Genomic DNA, 23,659 nt, shown 5'->3' with positions numbered 1-23,659 from the left:
GACAATCACAATTTATATCTTTTCAAAACTCTCTCTTTCATCTCCCTCTCCCGTTTGGTCTGCGTGAAACCCATATACTTGCAGGTATGATCGTTTTTCAGGATGCAGACGCACATTCGTTTGTAAGTGGGTATTTCACGAAATTCAGGGATATCTATCTCGTCTATATACTCCATGCGGACGGGCCTCTTGTCAGTCCGGTATGTCGTGCATTCTTCCACCGTGAACGGTACACCGGCCGCACGCAGCTTCCCGATCGTTTCCTCTCCCAGGCAGCCTCCTTTTTCTCTCCAGAATTTCTGGCTCACCCTCAGTTTCTCCAGGTAGTTCTCCCTTGTCGCCCGGGGAAGCGTGTCAAGGAGGAAGTACATGTACTCTTTCCACGTGAACCCGTCCGGACAACTGATGGAGCGCCAGCCCATCGCAACCGTGTTCCCGTACATTCCGGCGAAACTGACGCCGTTGACCCGGCTGACCATGCGTCCCCAGGTATCCGGATCAATAACTTTATAAAGATGTAGGGTCGAAACGGCCTGTGAGATAAACGGGCTGGCCACCCTCTGGCGGGACAAGGGAATCCCGGCCTGGTAATACAAGTCATACAAACGGTTATAATCCCAACCATACCGGGCATACCCCGTCCACACGTCCGTTGTCTTCCAGTCGTACATCGGGTAGGCGTTATAAGTGTAATATCCTACACGGTGAGTCCACTTGTAGTTGGCCAGCTTACGGTAATTCTTGTCGGAATGAATCGCCCGCCACCGGTTGAAGCTCTCCTGCGTGCGGATCCCCACGAGGCAGCAAACACGCTTGCATCCCTTCTTACGACGTATCCAGGAAGGGAAAAGAGACTGGAAGTCGTAATCCCACAGGCTGTCGTTCCAGAAATCAAAATCTTTCACGGTAAGAGCGGTGCCCGGCATCTGGCGAACCCAGATATTCTGGTACCCCTCTTGCCAGGGACGCCAGTACTGCTGGTACATGGAAGTACATGTGGGTACCTTGAAGGGGACACAACAGTGGAACACTTCAAGGATATCCCGGTTGTTGGAAAACATCCTTTCCACGTACTCCGTGCTCTGGCGGTACTGCACCTCGTAATCCATGTGGAACACACCCAGTTTTCTACCGGGTGCATGCATGCGGATATAATCCATGCACAAATGGAGAAGGATACCGCTATCCTTGCCACCGGAAAAAGAGACATACACGTAATCAAAATAGTCAAAGATGATCTTCAATCTCCGGTTGGCGGCCTCGTGGACATCCATCCGGCGCATCATGCCCCACCTCCTTCATGATAACGCATCTTGACATACTTCTTCCACTCGACACAGGGGATAAAATTCTTCATTGAAAAGTCTTCCACGTGGCGTTCGTGTACAACGGCCACAAGGGAACCATCAGAAGAAAAATCATGGATAATACGGTCCAATAACACCTCTATTACAGAGGAGTTATCCCCGCTAATATAGTAGTTATCTATGCAATTGTTTGTCAAGGTCATTTTCACGGGCATGAATCCCAACACCCTTTGCTCATCCATGGCAATGTACCAGACATGGTTACGCGTCGTTTTGAAAGGGTAATTATTATTTTGCCGCAATACGGCCGGGTTCATTACCAAAGGCGCGACAAGGTCAAAAAGCCGACCGTCCAATCCTTGTAACTTCAGAATGTTCATGATTCCAATCCGTTATTACTAAAAATCGAATGTGTACCTATTATGCGTTTGTCCATGATTTCCGGCATTATCATGCCGCAAGCACGTTACAAATGACTATCCGCAAACATGGATATCAATGGGGACGGGAATGATACCTCCTGAGTTTCCAAAAGGGAGAAAAACATAAGAATGAACAATAATGCCACGGGAACGATCTCCACACCCCATTCCCCTATCAGCTCAAAAGTCACGTGCAGGTCACATACCCTTCTTTCCGAAAACATATGACCGGAAAGGCAGGAGCAGAGAACACGGAAAAAACAATTCAAAATTTAGTACATGATATTAAAAAATTATACATTGAAAATCAGAGGAGCGACCCGCCAATCAACTGGTGATTGGCGGGTGCCCTCTGGCTTAAAATAAAAAATCACCTTACCAGATTCGGGTTTTTCTGGGAATCCATATCAGGATATGGAAGATACATCAGATTGTCACTCCATGTCCTGTTCGTATATTCTACAGACTCCTTTACCAGGATCCCGTCGGCGACTTCAACAGCCGTGTTCTCCGCTCTTTCCTTAAAGGTGTCTTTCAGTCTGTTCATACGGAACTGGTCCGCACGGCGTGTGACAAGGGCCACCCAGTAGCCTGCCACCTCCCAACCATGCTCCTTATAAGCCGCTTCGGCAAGGTCATCTGCAGAAAGTCCGGTGAGCGGTTCCAGTCCGGCACGCTCGCGGACATCATTCAGACACTTGAATGCCAACTCGTCCGTCTGCCCCGTCCTGGCCTTGGCTTCCGCATACCACAACAAAACCTCCGAATAACGAATGATTCTATGCCGATGGTCATTACACATGTTCTGACTGGCCGGTTTTGTATAATCATACGGGGCACTGGTATTCACTTTTGACGCAGGATCCCAGTTGACGGAGAATATACTGAACATGGGGTGATGTTCCGGAACGACAGGGGTACCGTCCTCCTTCAACTCCCACCAGTCAACCAACGTTCCGTCTTTCAGACGAATCTTGGGATCATAAGTCGCATCTTTTCTCGGACCGTCAGGAAACTCCTTCCAGAAACGAATTTCACCCCAGGCGTCTCCCCAGCCGCCCAGCGATTCAAACTGGTTACATGAAGTAAGCTCCGAATCCTGTGCCCAATCCACGAACGGTGAATAATTTATGCCGAGCACCGTCTCATTATTATAGTTATTGCTCATAGCATACACATCTTTGTAATCCTTATCGAGCTTATACTCGTATTCACCTCTGTTCACACCCTCAATGACCTCCTTCGCCTTTTCAGCAGCCTTTGCGTAATATTCCGTTTTGTTCATCGGCCAGCCGGCCATAGCCATATACACTGCTGCCAAAGTAGATTTGGCTGCCTGCCGGGTTACATACACATTCACTCCGTTCAGAAAGCGGGGGCTGCCACTGTAACCCGTAGGCAATACGGCCTCAGCTTCGGTCAGGTCCTGCACAATATGACCATACACTTCTTCCACGGGGGATAGAGGTTTGGTATAATCATCGTTGACATTGTCCAGATTCATCGGCAGCGGTCCCCAAAGTCGCACCAGGGTAAAATAAGCGTATGCCCTCCAGAATTTAGCCTGCCCGAGGGCGATATTTATCTCATCTTGAGTGGTAGGTGTTTTAGAAGCCCCCTGTATGATCAAATTGGCAGCCTTTACAATGGCATAATGCATGTTCCACGCATCTTTGACACCCTTGTTGTTGTTTGCTGCGGCAAACTTGTCCATTTCTGCGGCAGGCTGTTTGTTGCTCCCCGGATTGGTCGTTATATCATCCCCCTGCCACTGGGGCAGCTGCATGTTCGTATATACCTGTGAAAGATTGACTTTCTGGTAAAGGGCATATATGCTCATGTTCAATTCATCCTGGGTAGAGAAGAAGTTTTCCGGAGTGAGTTTTCCCCTGGGATCTTCCGTTAAGAAATCACTGCACGACATCAGTGAAAATGACAGGGCAACCATAGTGCCTGCTATTATTTTTATTTTCATAAGTTCTTCTATTTTAGATTTAAAAATTCATCCGGAGACCGAATGTGAATGTTCTTGGGGAAGGATAGGCTCCCATGTCAATACCCGCGTCAACGTCAACGCTGCTGTTCGAGAAGGTAGTACCGGCCGGATCCATCCCCTTGTACCCGGTTATTGTAAAAAGGTTCTGACAGCTGAAAGTAAGCCGCAAATCAGCGAATCCCGTTGTCTTTTTGGGGAAAGTGTATGAAAGACTGATATTCTCCAGACGAAGGAAGTCCGCGTTCTCCAGCCATTTGGTTGAAACCGGCTGCAGATTATTTCCACCTTCGGTCAGGCTCGGGTATGTTGCCGAAGAGCCAATCTTGTCGAATCCCTTCAGATAGGCGTCTGCCAGAGTTACAAAGCGGGAATTCCCTTCGGCCGAAGCCATCGTATATCTTACAAGATTCAAACGTTTGGCTCCGAAAGATCCGTTGAAGAACAGGTTCAGATCCCAGTTTTTATAAGACAGGGAGTTATTCCATCCCAGGGTGAAATCGGGATTGGCCTTGCCGATGACCTTGCGGTCGCCACCGTCTATTATCTGATTTCCATCTACATCCGTGTAAGTGTCATGTCCGTTTTCATCCAAGCCGGTCCATTCATATCCCCAAAAAGTACCGATGGCCTCACCCGGCTTGATAATGGTGGCATAATCAACCATACCGGCAGCCGGACTGGAGCCGTTGATGAAATCATTCTCACCACCGGAAAGGCGTTCCACGCGGTTCTTCAAATAAGTACCGTTCAAGGTGGAGGTCCATTGGAACCGGTCATTCTGCATAATCCGGGCGGTCACGCTCAAATCAATACCACGATTACTGATTTCGCCGTCATTCACCCAAAAAGAGTTACCGCCGACATATCCGGGGATACTTCTTTTAAGCAACGCATCTGTAGTACGCTTATAGAAATAGTCCACACTGAAATTCAGCCGCCTGTCGAACAGGGAGAACTCCAGACCCAGGTCGAACTGCTTGGTCTTCTCCCACGTAAGCTCGGGAGTCGCTATGTCATTTGCCCAATAACCGGTAAAATTACTGTTGGTTCCAAAATTGTATGCAGTAGCACTCATAAGGCCCATGGTCGCGTAAGGACTGATGGCCTGGCTACCCACAATACCATAACTGGCGCGAAGTTTAATGTCCTGAACCGAGGAAACATCCTTCATGAAATCCTCATTGCTCAACGTCCAAGCTGCGGCAATAGAAGGAAAGTACCCCCATTTCTTTTTGGCAAAGCGAGAAGAACCGTCGGCACGAAATGTTCCGGTAAGCATATAACGATCCTTAAAATTGTACATGACACGGGCCACTCCCGACATCAGCGCCCATTGCTCGTAACCATTGTTTGCATCACGAGAGGAAGCCATACCCACATTCCACCAGCCCACACCCTCGGTCAGCAGGTTGTTACCGGTTATACCCATTGTCCTGGTTTCGGAGGAGGTCACCTCATATACAGCCGTGGCTGTCAGATGATGGTCATTCCAGGAACCTGTATATGTCAGATTGTTGGAGCTTTGCAGCATCAGACGATAAGTATCGTTATTGCCCATACCACTCTTGGTCCCCACTCGTTTGGAGCTGAAACTATAACTTTTCCCGTCATAATAGTCCACGCCATTGGTTGTGGTGAATGTCAGCCCCTTCATTATATCAAGGCGCAAATCAACACGTCCGTTGAAAACATTGGTCATTGTCTCTCCCGACTGCAACTTTAGGATACCGACCGGGTTGGAAGCTATGGAATTATAAGTATCGGTGTTATAGTTCCCGTTTTCGGCCATCATCGTCATGGTAGGCGAATAGTTCAAAGCAATCCAGATCGGATTATCCTTACCGGAGGCAAAAGATCCCCCGCGACGCACACCGTGGGAAGCATTGATGTCAGCCGTGATATGCAGCCAGTCGGTAAGCTGTGAGGAAAGATTCGCCTTCGCCTGATAACGCTCGTTCTTCGATTCAATGACCACACCTTCCTGGCTCATGTAGTTGGCGGAAATGTAATATTGGGTCTTCTCGCTACCATTGGAAAGAGCCAACTTGTAATTCTGGGTGATCCCCGTACGGAAAATCTCATCCTGCCAGTCGATGCCCCCCGTTCCGTTCTGATAGGATTGCATCTCTTCGTTTGAGAAATCAATACCTTTGACCTCCTTGAGCGCCAGAGCGTAATCGTATGCTCCAAGGATATCGTATCTCTTATATACATTGGAAACTCCCACTGATGCGTCGAACATAATTTCACGCACACCGGCCTTACCAATCTTGGTAGTGATCAGAACGACCCCGTTCGAACCCCTGGAACCGTATATGGCAGTGGACGATGCATCTTTGAGAACCTGCATCGAACGGATGTCCTCGGGATTGATACCGTCCAAACCGCTTTCGCGGACGATTCCGTCAACCACATACAAAGGGTCGTTGCTTTTGCTGATGGAGTTAGCACCGCGGATGCGGATTTTCACGCTTCCCCCGGGGACGCCGCTGTTCTCAACATGAACGCCACTGACACGCCCCTGAAGAGCGTCTGCAACCTGGGTTATAGGCTGGTCCTTGAAATTTTTGTTGTCCAGCACGGCTACGGAACCGGCCATATCCGCTTTTCTTACAGCACCATAGCCAATAACAACCACCTCGTCAAGGACTTCGGCATCTTCCTTCAAAACGATGTTTAACGGTTCACCTGTCCAGGCTATTTCCTGGCTCTGATAGCCGACATAAGAAACAACAATTATATCCCCTTTTTTTACGTTCCTAAGGGAAAAATCACCGTCAAGTCCCGTAATGCTGCCGTTTGTCGTCCCTTTGACAAGTACGGATGCGCCGATAATGCTTTCGCCATTGGCATCTTTGACAACTCCTTGACAGATATCACTCTGTTCGATAATTTGTCCCCTCAGGGAAGGGTAGTCAGGGAACGCATAAACCTGCATCCCACACAATAGCGAGAGCGACAGAATTGCTCCCGCTGTTTTTTGAAGTGTATTCATAAATTATTTAGTTAGGAAAAAAAGTTCGATAAGAAACATGTTCAGGCGTTATGCTCTTTTCAATACAAGTTCTGTATTCTACCCGGATCATATCTCCTTGGTTGAAACGCTGAAAGTTTCAATAAGGGTATTACCATCTGTTATATATTCTTTTTCCAAACGGTTAACCTCCTTGTCGTCAATGTAGCCTATTACTGTTATATGAAGCCGTTTACCCGCCTCCGAGATACTGGAAACCGAACCGGCACAGGTCATGAAAAACGCATTCCCATTTGTACAACAGGACATAGTTGCCGTCCTTATTTGGGCAGAATAGGAATCACCAATGTATTCTCCCTTGTCATTGTACAACTTGGCGGGACCACCCTTGTCAGCACCACCGATACTTACACTCACTTCAAATGAATCTGTGTCACCGGACTGTTGGATTACAATTTTATGAATTCCTGTCTGAAAATCAGATGCGTTTTCCGTTCGTTCATTGTCACATCCTACAAATATAAATCCGGCCAAGAGCAATACAACACTCCATAATGTGAATTTACTTTTCATATTTATATTTACAACAATAATTGATAAAAATAATATATCTATAAATCTTGCCAAGAAGAATATTAATCATCTAAGGCAAACAAATTATCTAATTAACAACAATATATTTATTGAATATAATACGCAGCCCATTATTTATTGTGCAAAGAAAAAACAAGATAAAATATTATTGATTATCATTTTAGCCCTATAATTTATCAATATGGCCTAATAGTTTGGAATATATAAACAAAATATTATACAATAAGATAAATACATCAAATAAAAATACCTTAGATTTATATTACAAAGGAGATGATTATGGCAAATTTCTATGTTTCATGTAATGTGTCAAAGTATAATAAGAGAAATAGAGAGGAGCTGTAAGGTTATTTTAGGACAAGTCAATTCATTGGTGCAAGGTGCAGCTATATCTGTATATAGCTGCACCTTGCACCAATGAATTACATCCTAAAAATCAATGATTTACATTTTTAGTAACAAGAATAGGTGCAAATCCTTTTTTGCACTTATTCTGTTACTTACACTTTTCTTGTTTTTCCGTTTACACAGAAAACTAAAAATCTCCTGTTTTTTTCTTTTTCGGTCAAAATTAGTATATTTGTATCAGTTCTAAAAGTGAAGCAAAGCAATGCACTGAAATTAGCACCGCTACCAAATCGCTACCAATTACCAGGCTTATCGCTCTTTACGCTTTATCAATCAGCCGATTAAAAGAAAATCTTAGTTTTTATGAAAAAAATAATTCTTTGATATATCCTATTGATAACTAACAATATTCTCTTCCGATAATAATTGATTCCAAACGATGAAAGGAGACATAAAGGAGACAAAAGGGGACTGGACATTTCACGGTTGATATACCTTTGCAGAGTCATTCAAACAAAGAGAATGGCAAACAGATAACCTTTATTTTTTTAACCAATTAAACTTTAACAATTATGGGTTTAGAGTACGTAGTAACAAAAAGAGTGTTCGGTTTTGACAAGGACAAAAACGAAAAGTATGTGGCAAAATCGGTTCGTTCCGGTAAGGTGAATTTTGCAAAGATGTGTCGGAAAGTGAGTGAGCTTTGTGGTGTCCATCGTAAGGTGGTAGATTTGGTTGTCAGTGGTCTGGTGGATAAGATGGCGGAGGATATTGATGATGGAAAGAGCGTGCAGATGGGTGAGTTTGGCATCTTCACTCCTACTATCCGTGCTAAGAGTACGGATGACGAAAAGGAGGTCTCATCCAAGTCGATCGTTCAGAGAAAAATCTTATTCTATCCGGGGAAAATCTTCAAAAATATGCTGGAGGATATGAGTATTACCCGCCGTGCGGAAATTGAAACGGATTATACGGACGGAAGTAGTAATGGGGGGAATAATGGGGGTAACCCTGATTCGGGCGATGATGGCAAAGGGGAAGCACCGGACCCGGCTGCATAATTGGATTGGGCTTTGTATGAAAGCAAGTTTTTAATTAGTGAATGCACAGAGAATCGATTCTTAATCGGTAATCTGTGCATTTTTTTATATAATTTTCTGCTTTTATACTTCTCAAACTTGCAAAATCGTTTCAATCGTTTCACAGAACCTTTCAGAGCTTGTCTTTTCTCCTGAAAGTATGGTTTGATTTGTTTTCTAACTTCTATATTTGTCAACAGAAACGAACGACAATGAAACATGGTATCTATATATTGGCTATTCTTATGGTTTTATTAAGCCTTTCAGAAAGTGGGTATGCTGCGGTACCATTTTTTACTGTTGTAAATGATACAATCCGCCGGGTGGTGATATATTTCGATGCGAATAAGACGAATGTGGATCCTTGTTATAAGGGTAATAATCAGGCAATTATTGCATTGGATTCCTTGTTGTCCGGAAACTCGGATACGAAAAATATAACATCGTTAAATGTAGTGAGTTTTGTTTCTCCTGATGGTGACGAGTTTTATAATAAAAGTTTGGTTACTAAGAGAAATGACTCGATAAAGGAATTCCTGCGGCGATATGAATTAGTTAATAATGTTGATAAGATTCATTTTTGTTCAAAGGGAGAGGATTGGTTGGAGTTTCGTAAGTTGGTGGCATCTGACACCAACTTACCCGACCGGGAAGAAGTGCTGATGTTGATCGACTATCATAAGGATGATATCACCAAAAGAAAGCAACTGTTGCGAAAGCTAAATCGGGGAGCCGCCTACCGATATATGGTTCGCAATATATTTCCGGAATTGAGGCGGTCTGTTATAATGATTGTCGGGGAAACCACGATAATAGATAGAGAGGCTTTTGAACCGGTATCTTCTGTCTCCGGGTTGTTTGTTTCGAATCAGGAAGAGGCGCTTCCGAAGAATCAACCTGATAAGCCTGTGGGAGAAAGTGAAGAAAAACAGACCTGTGAGGTCGATGTGTCGGAGGCAGAAGAGCCGGTGAAAAGCAAAACAGTGCTTGCGGTAAAGAACAATCTATTATATGATTTGGCATTGGCGCCGAATATAGAAGTAGAAATTCCGATAGGTAAGAGGTGGTCTTTGAATACTGAATATAAATGTCCGTGGTGGCTGAATAGTAAACACGATTTCTGTTATCAGCTCCTTTCTGGAGGGATGGAAGGACGTTGTTGGCTGGGAAACCGGCAGAAACGCAACCGATTGACCGGACATTTTATTGGACTTTATGCTGAAGGTGGAATATACGATTTCCAGTTACGTGGAGATGGATATCAGGGTAAGTATTATGGAGCTGCTGGAGTGACTTATGGATATGCAAAGCAATTAGCACAGCACTTTTCCCTTGAATTCAGTCTTGGCATAGGATATTTGACAACAGAATATAAGAAATATACTCCTTATGAGGGGGATATTATATGGACAAATAGTGGGCGTTATAACTTTATTGGTCCTACCAAAGCAAAAGTTTCTTTGGTGTGGTTGATAACAACAAAGAGATAGGAGGGCGTTATGCGAAATGCAAGATTCATGCTTCTTGTGCTTCTGTCCTCGCTGCTGGTGCTAAACGGGTGTAGCCGTCGCGATATATTGGATGATTATCCTGTAAGTGGGGTAGAAATATCATTAAACTGGGATGGAGTAACAGATAAATTTCCAGAAGGAGTTCGAGCGATTTTTTATCCGAAGAACGGAGATGGTAGGAAAGTGGACAAGTACCTTTCGGTACGAGGCGGAGAAATGAAAGTTCCTCCAGGGCGATATTCGGTAGTAGTCTACAACTATAATGCGGAATATATACGAATTAGGAGCGAAGAGTCCTATGAAACGATAGAAGCTTATACTGTAAACTACAGTGGTATAGGGATTACAGGAATGGAAAAGATGGTTATGTCACCGGATTCATTGTATGTGCTGAATATCGATGAACTAAAAATAGATAAGAGTGAAGAGGCGCTTTCTTTGGATTGGAAATTGGAGTCAGTAGTGAAGAAGTATTCTTTTGCGATAGAGATAAAAGGTTTGGAGTATGTAACAACAGTCATGGGCAGCATTAATGGGTTATCCGATTGTTATCGTATAGGCAAAGGTTATGGAGCATCTTCCTCACAACCTATTTATTTTGAAGCAAAGAAGGAGGGGGATAAGGTAATAGCATATTTCACTGCTTTTAAACAGGCAAAGGAGGTGTTAATACCACCACGGATGTTAATGTCAAGAGGTATGGCTTCCCTCGGAAAAGGTGACGTAACGCTAGTTCTACGATTTATTAAAACAGACAATACAGTACAAGAAGCGGTGATTGATGTTACTGAAATAATAGATCTGCTGGAAGATATTGGGATGAATGATGAAAAGCCGACTCTGCCACCAGAGATTGAGTTGCCATCTGATAATAAAATAGAGGTAGAGAAACCGGAAACACCGCCAAATCCAGGGGGAGGTGGAGGAATGGGCGGCAACGTTGATGGTTGGGGACCGGAAGATAATGTGGAATTACCTGTGAATTGAATGGATATTATAAACAAAATATAACAATATTATAAACTTAAAAAATACAGTTATGAAGAAAATTTTATTGGCAGTGACAGCTGCTTTGGCAATTACGAGTTGCTCACAAAATGAAGAGTTTGAAGCCCCTTCACAAAAGGCAGAAATTAATTTTAATACAGCGGCTGTAACGAGGGCAACTGCTATGATTACTGATGATTTCGCAGAGTTTAAAGCATATGGGTATGCACATACTGATGCATTTACTGGTGAAACTCAAAGTAAAGCTCTTGTTGAGGGGCTTTTTAAAAAGAATTCTGAAAAAAAATGGATAGAAGACGGTGGAAAGAAGTTTTATTGGCCATCTGAAGGTAATGTTACTTTCTTTGCATATAGTCCTGTGGCAGAAACTGGGACTACTTACACTGCTCCGGCAAGCTCTAAAGGATATCCTACGATAACTTATACGGTAAATGATGATATTGCCAACCAATCAGATTTCTTGATTGCTCAAGAAACTGGTGATGGAACGACTAATAAAGATGGCATTTCTTTGGGATTTAAACATGCTTTGACACAAATTGCGTTTAAATTGAAAGGTAGTGATTCAAATGTGAATTATTCCGTTACAAAATTAGTCTTGACAGGAATTAAGAATGTTGGAACATATAAATGGGGAACAAAGGAATGGGAGCCTGCAACTGGAACGAAGGATTATACGATTGATATGTCAAGTTCTGCTGTAACATTTGCTGGTGATGAGTCAGATGCTAAAGAATTGATAGGTAATGATAAAGTGCTGATGTTAATTCCTCAAGCTCCAAGTAGTGCGAAAATAGAGGTTACATATACTGCTACTGATAAAACAACCAATATTGTGTATAATAATACTCCTAAAGAAGTAAGTGTACCGGCTGATCAGTGGGTGGTGAGTCAAAGGATTGTTTTCACTATTGCTTTAACTCCTGGTAAGATAATGGATATTTCAGGTGAGGTTACAAATGGTTGGGCTGATAAAAATCCTCAACCGGATGATCTTGAATAAGTGTAAAGAGTATGCTATATAGAGTTAAACAATTATTTTAGTAAAAAGCGGCATAGAGTATTATACTTTGTGCTGCTTTTGTCTATAAATATAAATTGTCTCATAACTGATTTATAATAGTAGAAAGTTTATTTTTCACTTTTCTTCCCATTTTTTATGGCAATATGAAATCTTTCATCTATTTTTGCTGGCAGCATGAACAAAAACAAACACAGCCAGCTTATGCCATCTATTTGTCAAGGAACTTGGGATTGTCAGATATGTCCGAAAGCAGTGAGCAATGCTATTACTCATGTGATTTATCAGCGTGGTTTTCATAAACCAGCTCAAAGGTGTGAGGAAAATTTTATCCTTTTTCTGATGAAGGGAGAAATGCTGATTAATAGTAAGGAATATGCAGGTACCATGCTCAAAGAAGGTGAATTTATACTTCAAGCTATTGATTCTACATTTGAGATGCTTGCCATGCTTGAATGTGAGTGCATTTATTATCGTTTTATTCAACCGGAATTATTTTGTGATTCTCGTTTCAATCATATAATGAAAGATGTATCACCTCCACTTATCTATTCCCCAATAAAGATAGTTCCTGAACTACAATATTTTTTGAAAGGTTCCATCACTTATTTAAAAGGAAATAAAGTCTGCCGGGATTTGTTGTCTCTCAAGCGGAAAGAACTGGCATTTGTGTTGGGGTATTATTATTCTGATTATGACCTCTCGAGTCTGGTGCATCCGCTCTCTAAGTACATAAACAGTTTCCACTACTTTGTTATTAAAAATTATAAGAAAGTAAAGACAGTAGAAGAGCTGGCTCAATTAGGTGGATATACCCTTAGCACATTTCGTCGTATTTTCAACAATGTCTTTCATGAACCAGTTTATGAATGGATGCTGGCACGCCGTAAAGAGGGCATTCTCGATGATTTGAGTAATTCTGCTTATAGTATTTCCGAGATATGCTATAAATATGGTTTTGAGTCCTTGCCGCATTTTTCTAATTTCTGTAAGAAATCTTTCGGTGCTTCTCCACGTAATTTGCGTGGACAAAACCGTTCATGATGATTGATTATTAATAATAATCGTGATCTATTCATACATAAAGAAATCCCCTGTCGGACTAGCCGGCAGGGGATTCTGTCATTAATCAAATTAAGCTCTCGCTATCTTGAAATCTAGCAATTTCTAGTCTTTTAATTTTGCGATGATGAAGTCACGGTTCAAGCGGGCGATGTTGCTGATAGAGATGTTCTTCGGACATTCAGCCTCACAAGCACGAGTGTTTGTACAGTTACCGAATCCCAGTTCGTCCATCTTTGACAACATAGCTTTTGCACGACGCAAAGCTTCCGGTTTACCTTGCGGCAGCAAGTTCAACTGGCTAACTTTTGCAGAAACGAATAACATAGCAGAACCATTCTTACATGCAGCTACACAAGCACCACAACCGATACAAGAAGCAGCATCCATAGCTTCGTCAGCGATAGGCTTCGGAATCAGGATAGCGTTAGCATCCTGCGGAGCACCTGTACGTACGCTCACGTAACCACCAGCCTGCATAATCTTGTCATAAGCAGTACGGTCTACCATCAAGTCCTTGATTACAGGGAAACCGGCCGAACGCCAAGGTTCAACAGTAATCGTATCACCATCCTGGAAACGACGCATATAGATCTGACAAGTAGTAGCACCTGTTGCAGGACCGTGCGGGTGTCCGTTGATGTAAAGAGAACACATACCGCAGATACCTTCGCGGCAGTCGTGGTCGAATACTACCGGTTCTTTTCTTTCGCTGATGAGCTGTTCGTTCAGAATATCCAGCATTTCGAGGAAGGAAGTATCGCCGGGGATATCTTTCATTTGGTAGGTTTCAAAAGCACCTTTAGCTTTCGGACCAGCTTGGCGCCATACCTTCAGTGTAAATGATATATTTTTATCCATTTTCTTCTAATTCTTTTAAATGTTTAACTTCACCGATTAGCTCTTGTAGTTACGGGTTTGAACCTTGATAGCTTCGTATACCAGCGGTTCTTTGTACAACACCGGAGCTTTTTCATCGTCACCTTGATATTCCCAGCATGCTACATAGAAGAAGTTTTCGTCATCACGTTTAGCTTCTCCTTCTTCAGTCTGGTATTCTTCACGGAAGTGACCACCACAACTTTCGTTACGGTTCAATGCATCGTAAGCAACAAGCTCACCCATTGTGATGAAGTCGTACAGACGGATTGCTTTGTCAAGCTCTACGTTCATACCTTCTTTAGAACCGGGGATAAACAGATTCGTTTCGAATTCCTTGCGGATTTCTTTCAGTTCGGCAATACCTTTCTTCAAGCCTTCTGCCGTACGTCCCATACCTACATATTCCCACATAACATGACCCAGTTTCTTGTGGATAGAATCAACGGATTCTTTACCCTGGATGCTCATGAACTTGTCGATCTTAGCTTGAACTGCCTTTTCTGCTTCAGCAAATTCAGGAAGATCAGTAGAGAAACGAGGAACAGTGATTTGATCTGCCAGATAATTCTGGATTGTATAAGGCAATACGAAGTAACCGTCAGCCAAACCTTGCATCAATGCAGAAGCACCGAGGCGGTTTGCACCGTGGTCGGAGAAGTTACATTCACCGATAGCGAACAGACCCTTGATAGTGGTTTGCAGTTCGTAGTCTACCCAGATACCACCCATTGTATAGTGGATAGCCGGATAAATCATCATCGGATTATAATATTTTACGCCATTAATTTCTTTTGCCAGTTCTCCCGGATTAACGTCAGTGATTTCTTCATACATATCGAAGAGGTTACCATAACGTTGGAGAACGATGTCGATACCCAAACGGTTGATAGCTTCAGAGAAATCAAGGAATACGGCTAAACCAGTGTTGTTTACACCGAAACCTGCGTCGCAACGTTCTTTAGCAGCACGGCTGGCAACGTCACGCGGAACCAGATTACCGAATGCCGGATAGCGGCGTTCCAAGTAATAGTCGCGGTCTTCTTCAGGAATATCACTTCCTTTGATTTCGCCTTTCTGAAGTTTCACAGCATCTTCTTTTTTCTTCGGAACCCAGATACGACCGTCGTTACGGAGAGATTCAGACATCAAAGTCAGTTTAGACTGCTTGTCACCGTGTACCGGGATACAAGTCGGGTGAATCTGAACGTAAGCAGGGTTAGCGAATACAGCACCCTTGCGGTAGCAAGAGATAGCAGCTGTACAGTTACATCCCATAGCGTTGGTAGACAGGAAGTAAGCATTACCATAACCACCGGTAGCGATAACTACAGCGTGAGCGGCAAAGCGTTCCAGTTCACCTGTTACAAGATTTTTAGCGATGATACCGCGAGCACGTCCGTCAACGATTACCACGTCTTGCATTTCATAACGAGTGTACAGTTTTACAGTACCTACGTTTACCTGACGGCTCAATGCAGAGTAAGCACCCAGCAACAACTGCTGACCGGTCTGGCCTTTAGCGTAGAAAGTACGGGATACCTGTGCACCACCGAAAGAGCGGTTGTCCAGTGTGCCACCATATTCGCGAGCGAAAGGAACACCTTGTGCCACACATTGGTCGATGATAGCGTTAGATACTTCAGCCAGACGATATACGTTAGCTTCACGGGCACGATAGTCACCACCTTTTACAGTATCGTAGAACAAACGGTAAACGGAGTCACCGTCATTTTGATAATTCTTTGCAGCATTGATACCACCCTGTGCAGCGATAGAGTGCGCACGACGGGGAGAATCCTGAATACAGAAATTGAATACTCTGAAACCCATTTCACCGAGTGAAGCAGCGGCAGAAGCACCTGCCAGACCCGTACCCACAACGATGATGTCCAAACGGCGTTTATTAGCGGGGTTCACCAATTTCTGGTGAGCTTTATAGTTGGTCCATTTCTCAGCCACCGGGCCTTCTGGAATTTTTGAATCTATCTTGATCATAATATTATTTACAATTTAATCATTTACAATTTACTATTTAGCAAGCACCGCCACAAATCAGTGTTTTCACAAAGAATACCACTACTACCAGTGCGAAACCGAGTACAACAATCGTAGAATAGATGTTAGAAATACATTTCCAACGATTGATCCATACTTTGTTGTTCCATCCCAGTGATTGCATTGAACTCCAGAAACCGTGAGTCAGGTGGAACCACAAAGCAAACAGCCAAACGAGGTAAAGAACTACGTAAACCGGGCAAGAGAAAGTCTGCTGGATGTGATAAGCACCGTTAGCAGCATAAGCCAGTGTCAGTGTGTCAGCATGCATGCCCATGTTGTGCATCAGTTCCGGCAACTGCATTTTTGCCCAGAAGTTGAAGAGGTGCAAACCAAGACCTACGATAACGATAAGACCCAGCACCAACATGTTTTGAGATGCCCATTCTACAGTTTTCGGTTTGTCTGTCACTGCATAGCGTTCGCTACCACGCGCTTTGCGATTCTGCATTGTCAGCCAGAATGCGTAGATAATGTGAATTACGAAAAGAGCAGCCAGTCCTGCGGTAGCCACTAATGCATACCAGTTTGCTCCCAGGAACTCACAAATCATGTTGTAACCATCAGCCGAGATGATCGCAACCAAGTTCATCGCCATGTGAAATGTTAGAAACAGGACAAGGGCGATACCGGTAACGCTCATCACCACTTTCCTTCCTACAGATGAATTACTTAACCACATAAATGATTGAATTTAAATTATTTAATTGTTAGAACTAAAATTTCGACGTTTTACACCTCTTACGGACTGCAAAAATAGGGGAAATAGATTGATTGAGCAAGGAATTAAAGAAATAATTCTTTAATAATGAATCAATGTGCTAATGTGTCCATATGCCAGCCAGTATGCACGCATGGCGCAACTGATTGGCATATTAGTATTATGGGACTATTTATTGTATCTTTCCGATTTTCTCACCACTGGCTGCTTTCTTGCGTAAAGCGCGTGGGGTATCGCCGAAAGAGTCTTTGCAGAAGTGGGCGAAGTGAGACAGGGAGTCGAATCCGTATTTGTTGCAGATTTCAGTGATTCGCATTTTGGTGTGTTGCAGGTCTTCCAGTATTCCTTCCCGTTTCTTTTCCAGTATCCATTCATATACGGGCATGCCATACAAGTTTTTGAAAAGGCGGCGGAAGGTAGTGGTCGTGTATCCTCCCAGATGCGCAAATTCTTCCACATTCTTTACATTACTGTAATTCTGCATGACGAAATAGTGGAAACTTTCCGTATAAGTGCTGATGGGATAGAAGAATGAACTTAGCTGGGGCAGAGGATAGAAATTGGTGATCAAGAAAACAAGTTCCTTACATTTTAAGTCGATATACTTGCCGCAAGGAGTTTCTTCGTTGAGGAATTCGGGCATGCTGGTGACAAGGTGGTATAACCTTTCACTCATAATCAGTGGGGTGTAGGTCACCGGGACCTCTGTGTGTTCCATCATTTCCTTGTACCGGTCTTCGCAGAGCAGAGGCAGCTCGTTGAACCAGTAGACAACGTATTCAACATCTGTCAATGCTAGTATTTCGACCTTGGAACCAATAGCTTGCAGGATAAACTGTCTTTCACGCAGTGTATTTCCGGGATACTCCTCACTATTGATAAGTAACTCACCCTTTATCATGAAAAGCATACAATTCTGCGTACACTTATCCTTGGGGATATGTTCCCCTTTGGGTAAGTTTCTGTATATAAGGATATTCTCAACAGCTTTGGGACATCCTGTACAGTTGGTATATTGTATGCAAAATGAATCTCCTGGCATGAAGTTATTCGTGAATTGTTATTTACGGGGAACAAAGATATAATTTTTTTGCGGAAAATGACATTCTTTCTTTCATTTATGTTTTAGTAGAAAGCTTTGTACGATTGTCTTTATTATAGTGGAATGAATTTATAACTAAAATTATGAACTATATTATGAAGAACAAAAAGGTATTAATAGGAATGGCGGGCATGGCTGTTTTGTCTGCCGAAGCTATCGCACAGAAACCGGCCAATATCATACTTATCAACCTGGACGATGCCGGAAACGGAGATTTCTCTTGTCGTGGAGCAGTTGGTTATCAGACTCCACATATTGACTGGATGGCTGCCAATGGGATGGCAATGAACAATTTTTATGCGGTTCAGCCTATTAGTGGTGCTTCGAGGGCGGGGTTAATGACAGGATGCTATCCGAATCGTATCGGATTTGCTTACGCTCTGAATCCCGGTTCTCCTTATGGGATCAGTGCGGAGGAAGAAACGGTTGCGGAATTATTGCGCGACAAAGGATATGCAACGGCTATTTTCGGGAAGTGGCATCTGGGAGATGAGAAAAAGTTTCTTCCGCTTCAGCATGGTTTCGATGAATATTATGGGCTGCCTTATTCGAATGATATGTGGCCTCATCATCCCCAGTACAAGTTCCCGGATCTGCCTTTAATTAAGGGGAATGATATTATCGGTTATAATACGGATCAAACAAGGCTGACTACCGACTATACCAATTATGCAGTCGACTTTATTCATCGCAATGCAAGGAGTAAGCCGTTCTTTTTGTATCTGGCCCATTCGATGCCTCATGTACCTTTGGCTGTATCTGATAAGTTTAAAGGAAAAAGCAAGCAGGGGTTGTATGGTGATGTGATGATGGAGATAGATTGGAGTGTGGGGGAGATTCTCCGAACCATTCGTGAGGAGGGGATAGAGGACAATACGATAGTGATTCTCACTTCGGATAATGGGCCGTGGGCGAATTATGGCAATCATGCAGGGTCGTCCGGCGGACTTCGGGAAGCAAAGGCGAATACATTTAATGGAGGTACCCGTGTTCCTTGTTTCTTCTATTGGAAAGGGAAGATTCAACCGGCTACAGTGTGCAACAGTTTATATTCCAATATCGATATTCTGCCTACTTTGGTTGAGATAGCGGGAGCTGAAAAACCGAAACAAAAAATAGATGGAATTAGTATGTTGCCAGCATTGACGGTTGATCCTACGATTGCTGCCCGCAAATATCTTTGTTTTTATTATCATAAGAATTCGCTGGAGGCTATTACTGATGGAAGTTATAAGCTGGTTTTTCCTCACAAATATGTGTCTTATGACAGCCAGGTGCCTGGTAATGACGGACTTCCCGGAGCGTTGGGAAAGGGTGAAGTGAAGGAGTGCGAACTTTATGATTTGAGACGGGATATGGGTGAACGTGTGAATGTGATTACGCAGTACCCGGAAATTGTGAAAGATTTGATGAGAGAGGCCGATGTGTGGCGTGATGAACTGGGAGATGATCTGACCGGGCGTCAGGGAAAAGCACGAAGGGAAGCCGGTAAGTCGGATAAGGCTGCCAAGTAGATAAGATAACCTAATAGATTCAGAATATATATGGTTAAAGTCAATATCTGCCGGAGTGCATTATTTCCACCTATATCATTATTTCTATTCATTTTTGTAGGCTTCTCTTTGTTTACGGTGGATTCTGTGGCATCGGTTTCTTATCGGAACTTGATTCCCGAACCAGTGTCGATAGTAGAAAAAGATGGGAGACCATTCGTCGTGAATGAGCAGACGAAGGTGATTTATTCGGGGAACTATCCTGAATGGAAATCTGTTGCGGATTTACTGGCTGCTTATCTCTCGGAAAGTACCGGATATCCGTTGACTATTGGAAAGTTCTCAAAGCTGCAGCGTAGTAATGAAATTATTTTTGAAAGGAATTTCCAACTGCCGAAAGAAGGGTTTAAGTTAGAAGTTACGGAAGATTATATGATTATCGAGGCGGCAGACTTGGCGGGAGCGTTTTATGCTGTTCAGATGTTGCGGCAGTTATTACTTCTTGGGTGGGAAAGACCGGCGGAACAGGAAAAAAGAATAGGAGAAGTAATCGTATCGGGGAAGGAGTTAAGTTTTCCTCCTGTGGCGTTGGAAGATTATCCTTCCATGTCATATAGAGGGGCCATGCTTGATGTGAGCCGTCATTTCTTTTCCGTTGCGCAGGTGAAACGTTATATCGACTTATTGGCTTTTCATCGTTTGAATCATTTTCACTGGCATCTGACGGACGACCAGGGATGGAGGATAGAAATAGAAAAATACCCGAATCTGACTAAAGTCGGTGCATGGAGAGGAGCGGACAAATATGGTGGTTATTATACCCATGAAGATATAAAAGAAGTAGTGGCTTATGCAGCCGAAAGATTTATAACGATTATTCCGGAAATAGATATGCCCGGTCATACACAGGCTGCTTTGGCGGCATATCCGGAATTAGGTTGTATGGAGAAGAATTATGAAGTGGCTACGGAAGTTGGTGGAGTTCATAAAGATGTGATGTGCCTGGGAAATGATTTTACCCTGCCTTTTGTAAAGGACGTTTTGAAAGAAGTTGCCGGGTTATTTCCGGGGGTGTTTATTCATATCGGAGGGGACGAAGTGCCTAAAGACCGTTGGCAGCAATGTGACGCTTGCCAGAAGGCAATCACGAAACATGGTTTGAAAGATGCTGGTCGGCATACGGCAGAGGAGTTTTTGCAAAGTGCTTTTAATGAAGAAATAGCTGGTTATCTGCATGGATTGGGAAAGCGGATGATTGGCTGGGATGAAGTGCTTTCCGATAGTTTGAGCAGGGAGGTTACTATTATGTCCTGGCGTGGGCTAGGACGTGCCACGGCTGCGCTCCGCAAAGGTCACTCTGTGATTGTATCTGCGGATTCTCATTTGTATTTGAATCATTATCAGACAATAAACTCGGAACAGGAACCTCGTGCAACCGGCGGACTGGTGGAGATGAAGAAAGTATTTGAGACTCCTTTTTTCTCCCTGCAACTTTCAACGACCGAAAAGGAAAGAGTGCTAGGGGCGGAAGCATGTTTGTGGACTTCATTTATCGACAATGACTCATTATTGGATTATATGCTCCTTCCGCGTCTGGCTGCTTTTGCAGAAGCTGCATGGTGTGAAGGGAGGCGTGGCACTTACGATCATTTCTTGCACCGTTTGCCCGGTCTTCTGAATTGTTATAACCGGTTGGGATATGGACATGCGAATCACTTCTTTACTATTTCCGCAGCCTATCAGTCCGTTCCTGAAGAAAGGAACTTGCAGATTTCGTTGGAAAGTTTGCCCAATACGGAAATTTACTACACGTTGGATGGCAGTCAACCAATTAAATCTACTTCTTCCTTATATAAATCTGCCTTCCGGATAGATAAGAGTTGTGTCTTGAGGGCTGTTTCCTATTTATCTGACGGACTTTCCAGTGATGAATTGCGTCAGGAAATCTTTGTGAATAAAGCCACATTCAGACCTGTCCGGTTATTAAATGCCCCTTCCGAACGTTATCAGGGGGAAAATGGGAGAGTACTGGTAGATGGAATCCGAAGCATAAACTTTCATAATACAGGTTTGTGGGTAGGGAACCACTCTTCTGATCTGAGCGTAGTGATAGATTTGGAGTCTTTGCAATCTATTTCTTCGGTGGAAGTCTCTGCCTTGACTGATTTAAGTGCCTGGATTATGGGGCCACAGTCTATTTCCGTATTCGTATCTACGGATGGAGAGAAGTATGCTGCAGTATCCCGCCAAATATACGATGCGCCGACAGACGCTATGGGAGAAAAACAGAGTGATCTGAACCGGCTTTCTTTTGATGCAACGTCTGCGCGTTATGTAAAGATTGTGGCGGAGCCTTTTAAAAGCTTGCCTAAAGGACATTCCGGTGAAAACGAACCCCCTTTTCTATTTATTGATGAAATAAGAATCTATTAGTACTACTACTTCTTCCGGCAAGTCCCGTACTGTAGCCATTGGCTTGCAGAGTAGTTGTCAGTCGGCGGATGTTGCTATTACAGGCATAGTCTGCCGACAGACCGGTAAGTATCGTTTTATTCATAGATATATAAGTGTTGCATTTCCTCAAATGTCAGTTTGTGCCCGTCTTGCCACCAGTGGGAGTCGGATAAGTTGCAGAAATCTTTTTCTTCTTCCATACGGAAGGCTAATTGTTCTTTCAGGTCGTGCGCTGTTTTTTCCTGTCCGGGTAATAGATTATGTTGTTCCGATGGATCTTTCTGCAGGTCGAATAATTGTTCGGTAATTGTTCCGCCTACATTGTAAATAAGGTATTTGTATTTTCCGCTGACGAATCCCCGTTGCAGGTTGGAGTAGGCGAGAAATAAATCGCTGCGGTGTGTGGCGGTAGAGTCTTCCAACACATGACAGAGAGATTGTGCCGTCATACTTTCCGGTAAGGCAATGTTTGCCAGTTCACAAAGTGTCGGGGCAATGTCGTGCAGATAGCACAGGGCGTTACTCTTTCTCCCTTTCTGTACTTTGTAGGCGGGAGCGATAAGGGTGAGCGGTACTTTCACGCTGTGGTCGTAAAGGTTCTGCTTTCCCAGTAATCCGTGACGTCCCATTGCCAGACCGTTGTCGGAGGCAAAGACGACAATCGTGTTGTCCGCCTGTCCCGTTTCTTGCAATGCCTGCATAATACGTCCTATCTGTACATCCACTTCGCTAATCATCCCGTAATAATCGGAGAGTTCTTTTTGTATCTGCCCGCCTGTCCGTGGGACAGGTACCAGTAATTCGTCACGCACGTTCATCTCTCCATTATCAAATGGGTGGCGGGGGAGAAAATTGGCCGGCAGGTTAAGAGTGTCCGGAGCGTATTTCTGACCGTAAGCAGGGAGTTGGTTGCGCGGGTCGTGAGGTGAAGTAAATGCGACATAAGCAAGGAAAGGCTGCTTTTCATCTTTACGCCTTTGCAAAAAACGGATAGCTGCGTCGGCATACATTTTTGATGAGAATTCTTTTCCTGTAAATTCAGTCTCTTTTCCATATACACCTGTCGAGTCGTAATGGTTCAGATGAGGTGAACAATGCCCGTTCAGTTCATACGGATGCATACCACCGAAATAGATGTTGTCTCCTTCCTGAAATGAGCGGTTGAAGGAGGCCTTGTCCGAATGCCATTTTCCTGTGGCAAAGGTGCGGTAACCATTCCGTTTGAATTGTTGCGGGAAAGTGGTGTGTGTTTCGGGAATTTTCATCCCGTCCGCCTGAATATCATAGATTCCGCGTCCGGTCATCAACATGGCGCGGCTTGGCATGGATAATGCTCCACACAACGCACCATTCGTATAAGTATTTGTAAAGGTGATACCTGCGGCGATGAGGCTGTCGATTGCAGGAGTGCACACGTCATTATTACCTAGAGCATGAATAGAAGAAGCTTGTAAATCATCTGTTAAAATGAATAAGAGGTTGGGATGCTTCGGAGTATTTTCTGTGTTCGGCTGACATCCGGTGACTAATGGCGTAAAAATGAATGGGAGATAGCAGATATTTAATGAATGTTGGATGATTTGTTTCATGTTGACAATGGCTGTATTTAAAGTTACCTTTAAAAGGTTTA

Annotated in this window: 18 protein-coding genes; 7 read left to right on the top strand and 11 right to left on the bottom strand. The window is 43.6% G+C overall.

Features of this window, described 5'->3' with window-relative positions; all coding sequences use genetic code 11:
* Positions 1–5: 5 nt before the first annotated feature.
* The 5 genes from AB3G73_RS15895 to AB3G73_RS15875 form a co-directional block, all read right to left on the bottom strand.
* Entirely contained in the window at positions 6–1,286 is a 1,281-nt protein-coding gene (locus AB3G73_RS15895) for a DUF3440 domain-containing protein (protein WP_009291523.1), read from the bottom strand.
* Positions 1,283–1,687: a hypothetical protein gene (locus tag AB3G73_RS15890; protein ID WP_005798039.1), complete on the bottom strand. Its 405-nt coding sequence runs from the start codon at positions 1,685–1,687 to the stop codon at positions 1,283–1,285. The genes AB3G73_RS15895 and AB3G73_RS15890 overlap by 4 nt, the downstream gene beginning before the upstream one ends.
* A 412-nt stretch (positions 1,688–2,099) precedes the next feature.
* Positions 2,100–3,704, bottom strand: a complete 1,605-nt coding sequence (locus tag AB3G73_RS15885; RefSeq protein ID WP_009291524.1) for a RagB/SusD family nutrient uptake outer membrane protein — start codon at positions 3,702–3,704, stop codon at positions 2,100–2,102.
* 19 nt (positions 3,705–3,723) lie between these two features.
* The gene (locus tag AB3G73_RS15880) at positions 3,724–6,720 is read right to left on the bottom strand and encodes a SusC/RagA family TonB-linked outer membrane protein (RefSeq protein WP_367745221.1); all 2,997 of its coding nucleotides are present in this window, start codon (positions 6,718–6,720) and stop codon (positions 3,724–3,726) included.
* 87 nt (positions 6,721–6,807) lie between these two features.
* Positions 6,808–7,272 carry a beta-barrel fold lipoprotein gene (locus AB3G73_RS15875; protein ID WP_012055839.1) on the bottom strand — a complete coding sequence of 155 codons (465 nt, stop codon included), beginning with the start codon at positions 7,270–7,272 and terminating at the stop codon, positions 6,808–6,810.
* 941 nt (positions 7,273–8,213) lie between these two features.
* On the opposite strand from AB3G73_RS15875, the gene AB3G73_RS15870 reads away from it, so the two are divergent.
* From AB3G73_RS15870 to AB3G73_RS15850, 5 genes are all read left to right on the top strand, one after another.
* On the top strand, positions 8,214–8,702 hold the full coding sequence (locus tag AB3G73_RS15870; RefSeq protein ID WP_148366861.1) for an HU family DNA-binding protein: 489 nt from the start codon (positions 8,214–8,216) through the stop codon (positions 8,700–8,702).
* Positions 8,703–8,932: 230 nt separating this feature from the next.
* Entirely contained in the window at positions 8,933–10,210 is a 1,278-nt protein-coding gene (locus AB3G73_RS15865) for a DUF3575 domain-containing protein (protein ID WP_259021744.1), read from the top strand.
* A 9-nt stretch (positions 10,211–10,219) separates the two neighbouring features.
* Positions 10,220–11,218 carry a DUF5119 domain-containing protein gene (locus tag AB3G73_RS15860; RefSeq protein ID WP_367745220.1) on the top strand — a complete coding sequence of 333 codons (999 nt, stop codon included), beginning with the start codon at positions 10,220–10,222 and terminating at the stop codon, positions 11,216–11,218.
* 52 nt (positions 11,219–11,270) lie between these two features.
* A complete protein-coding gene (locus tag AB3G73_RS15855; protein WP_320979285.1) occupies positions 11,271–12,242 on the top strand; it encodes a fimbrillin family protein in 972 nt (323 codons plus the stop codon).
* Positions 12,243–12,464: 222 nt separating this feature from the next.
* A complete protein-coding gene (locus AB3G73_RS15850) occupies positions 12,465–13,304 on the top strand; it encodes a helix-turn-helix domain-containing protein (protein ID WP_148366857.1) in 840 nt (279 codons plus the stop codon).
* 123 nt (positions 13,305–13,427) lie between these two features.
* On the opposite strand, the gene AB3G73_RS15845 is transcribed toward AB3G73_RS15850, so the two are convergent.
* From AB3G73_RS15845 to AB3G73_RS15830, 4 genes are all read right to left on the bottom strand, one after another.
* A complete protein-coding gene (locus AB3G73_RS15845; protein WP_004324019.1) occupies positions 13,428–14,183 on the bottom strand; it encodes a succinate dehydrogenase/fumarate reductase iron-sulfur subunit in 756 nt (251 codons plus the stop codon).
* Between the two features lie 36 nt (positions 14,184–14,219).
* Complete coding sequence (locus AB3G73_RS15840; RefSeq protein ID WP_004324018.1) at positions 14,220–16,199, bottom strand: fumarate reductase/succinate dehydrogenase flavoprotein subunit; 1,980 nt, start codon at positions 16,197–16,199, stop codon at positions 14,220–14,222.
* A 37-nt stretch (positions 16,200–16,236) separates the two neighbouring features.
* Positions 16,237–16,941 carry a succinate dehydrogenase/fumarate reductase cytochrome b subunit gene (locus tag AB3G73_RS15835; protein WP_148366856.1) on the bottom strand — a complete coding sequence of 235 codons (705 nt, stop codon included), beginning with the start codon at positions 16,939–16,941 and terminating at the stop codon, positions 16,237–16,239.
* Between the two features lie 211 nt (positions 16,942–17,152).
* Entirely contained in the window at positions 17,153–18,022 is an 870-nt protein-coding gene (locus tag AB3G73_RS15830; RefSeq protein ID WP_195648774.1) for an AraC family transcriptional regulator, read from the bottom strand.
* Between the two features lie 155 nt (positions 18,023–18,177).
* Between AB3G73_RS15830 and AB3G73_RS15825 the strand changes: the two genes are divergently transcribed.
* The gene (locus AB3G73_RS15825) at positions 18,178–19,596 is read left to right on the top strand and encodes a sulfatase (RefSeq protein WP_148366854.1); all 1,419 of its coding nucleotides are present in this window, start codon (positions 18,178–18,180) and stop codon (positions 19,594–19,596) included.
* A 30-nt stretch (positions 19,597–19,626) separates the two neighbouring features.
* A complete protein-coding gene (locus AB3G73_RS15820; RefSeq protein ID WP_259021740.1) occupies positions 19,627–22,008 on the top strand; it encodes a glycoside hydrolase family 20 protein in 2,382 nt (793 codons plus the stop codon).
* On the opposite strand, the gene AB3G73_RS15815 is transcribed toward AB3G73_RS15820, so the two are convergent.
* Positions 21,983–22,132: a hypothetical protein gene (locus AB3G73_RS15815; RefSeq protein ID WP_167511870.1), complete on the bottom strand. Its 150-nt coding sequence runs from the start codon at positions 22,130–22,132 to the stop codon at positions 21,983–21,985. The two genes, AB3G73_RS15820 and AB3G73_RS15815, sit on opposite strands and share 26 nt — an antisense overlap.
* Positions 22,125–23,618 carry a sulfatase-like hydrolase/transferase gene (locus AB3G73_RS15810; protein ID WP_148366852.1) on the bottom strand — a complete coding sequence of 498 codons (1,494 nt, stop codon included), beginning with the start codon at positions 23,616–23,618 and terminating at the stop codon, positions 22,125–22,127. Before AB3G73_RS15810 ends, AB3G73_RS15815 begins: the two co-directional genes overlap by 8 nt.
* Positions 23,619–23,659: the final 41 nt, after the last annotated feature.

This window comes from Bacteroides sp. L008 (genome assembly GCF_040812255.1).
GTDB classification, from domain to species: Bacteria; Bacteroidota; Bacteroidia; order Bacteroidales; family Bacteroidaceae; genus Bacteroides; species Bacteroides vicugnae.
This window is presented reverse-complemented; position numbering and strand designations above follow the sequence as displayed.

Excerpts from the sequence above, each read along its gene's own strand:
- AB3G73_RS15810 (WP_148366852.1), bottom strand. The coding sequence starts at position 23,618 with ATGAAACAAATCATCCAACATTCATTAAATATCTGCTATCTCCCATTC.
- AB3G73_RS15860 (WP_367745220.1), top strand. The coding sequence starts at position 10,220 with ATGCGAAATGCAAGATTCATGCTTCTTGTGCTTCTGTCCTCGCTGCTG.
- AB3G73_RS15885 (WP_009291524.1), bottom strand. The coding sequence starts at position 3,704 with ATGAAAATAAAAATAATAGCAGGCACTATGGTTGCCCTGTCATTTTCA.
- AB3G73_RS15835 (WP_148366856.1), bottom strand. The coding sequence starts at position 16,941 with ATGTGGTTAAGTAATTCATCTGTAGGAAGGAAAGTGGTGATGAGCGTT.
- AB3G73_RS15855 (WP_320979285.1), top strand. The coding sequence starts at position 11,271 with ATGAAGAAAATTTTATTGGCAGTGACAGCTGCTTTGGCAATTACGAGT.
- AB3G73_RS15845 (WP_004324019.1), bottom strand. The coding sequence starts at position 14,183 with ATGGATAAAAATATATCATTTACACTGAAGGTATGGCGCCAAGCTGGT.
- AB3G73_RS15875 (WP_012055839.1), bottom strand. The coding sequence starts at position 7,272 with ATGAAAAGTAAATTCACATTATGGAGTGTTGTATTGCTCTTGGCCGGA.
- AB3G73_RS15815 (WP_167511870.1), bottom strand. The coding sequence starts at position 22,132 with ATGAATAAAACGATACTTACCGGTCTGTCGGCAGACTATGCCTGTAAT.
- AB3G73_RS15820 (WP_259021740.1), top strand. The coding sequence starts at position 19,627 with ATGGTTAAAGTCAATATCTGCCGGAGTGCATTATTTCCACCTATATCA.
- AB3G73_RS15825 (WP_148366854.1), top strand. The coding sequence starts at position 18,178 with ATGAAGAACAAAAAGGTATTAATAGGAATGGCGGGCATGGCTGTTTTG.
- AB3G73_RS15870 (WP_148366861.1), top strand. The coding sequence starts at position 8,214 with ATGGGTTTAGAGTACGTAGTAACAAAAAGAGTGTTCGGTTTTGACAAG.
- AB3G73_RS15890 (WP_005798039.1), bottom strand. The coding sequence starts at position 1,687 with ATGAACATTCTGAAGTTACAAGGATTGGACGGTCGGCTTTTTGACCTT.
- AB3G73_RS15850 (WP_148366857.1), top strand. The coding sequence starts at position 12,465 with ATGCCATCTATTTGTCAAGGAACTTGGGATTGTCAGATATGTCCGAAA.
- AB3G73_RS15895 (WP_009291523.1), bottom strand. The coding sequence starts at position 1,286 with ATGATGCGCCGGATGGATGTCCACGAGGCCGCCAACCGGAGATTGAAG.
- AB3G73_RS15865 (WP_259021744.1), top strand. The coding sequence starts at position 8,933 with ATGAAACATGGTATCTATATATTGGCTATTCTTATGGTTTTATTAAGC.
- AB3G73_RS15830 (WP_195648774.1), bottom strand. The coding sequence starts at position 18,022 with ATGCCAGGAGATTCATTTTGCATACAATATACCAACTGTACAGGATGT.
- AB3G73_RS15840 (WP_004324018.1), bottom strand. The coding sequence starts at position 16,199 with ATGATCAAGATAGATTCAAAAATTCCAGAAGGCCCGGTGGCTGAGAAA.
- AB3G73_RS15880 (WP_367745221.1), bottom strand. The coding sequence starts at position 6,720 with ATGAATACACTTCAAAAAACAGCGGGAGCAATTCTGTCGCTCTCGCTA.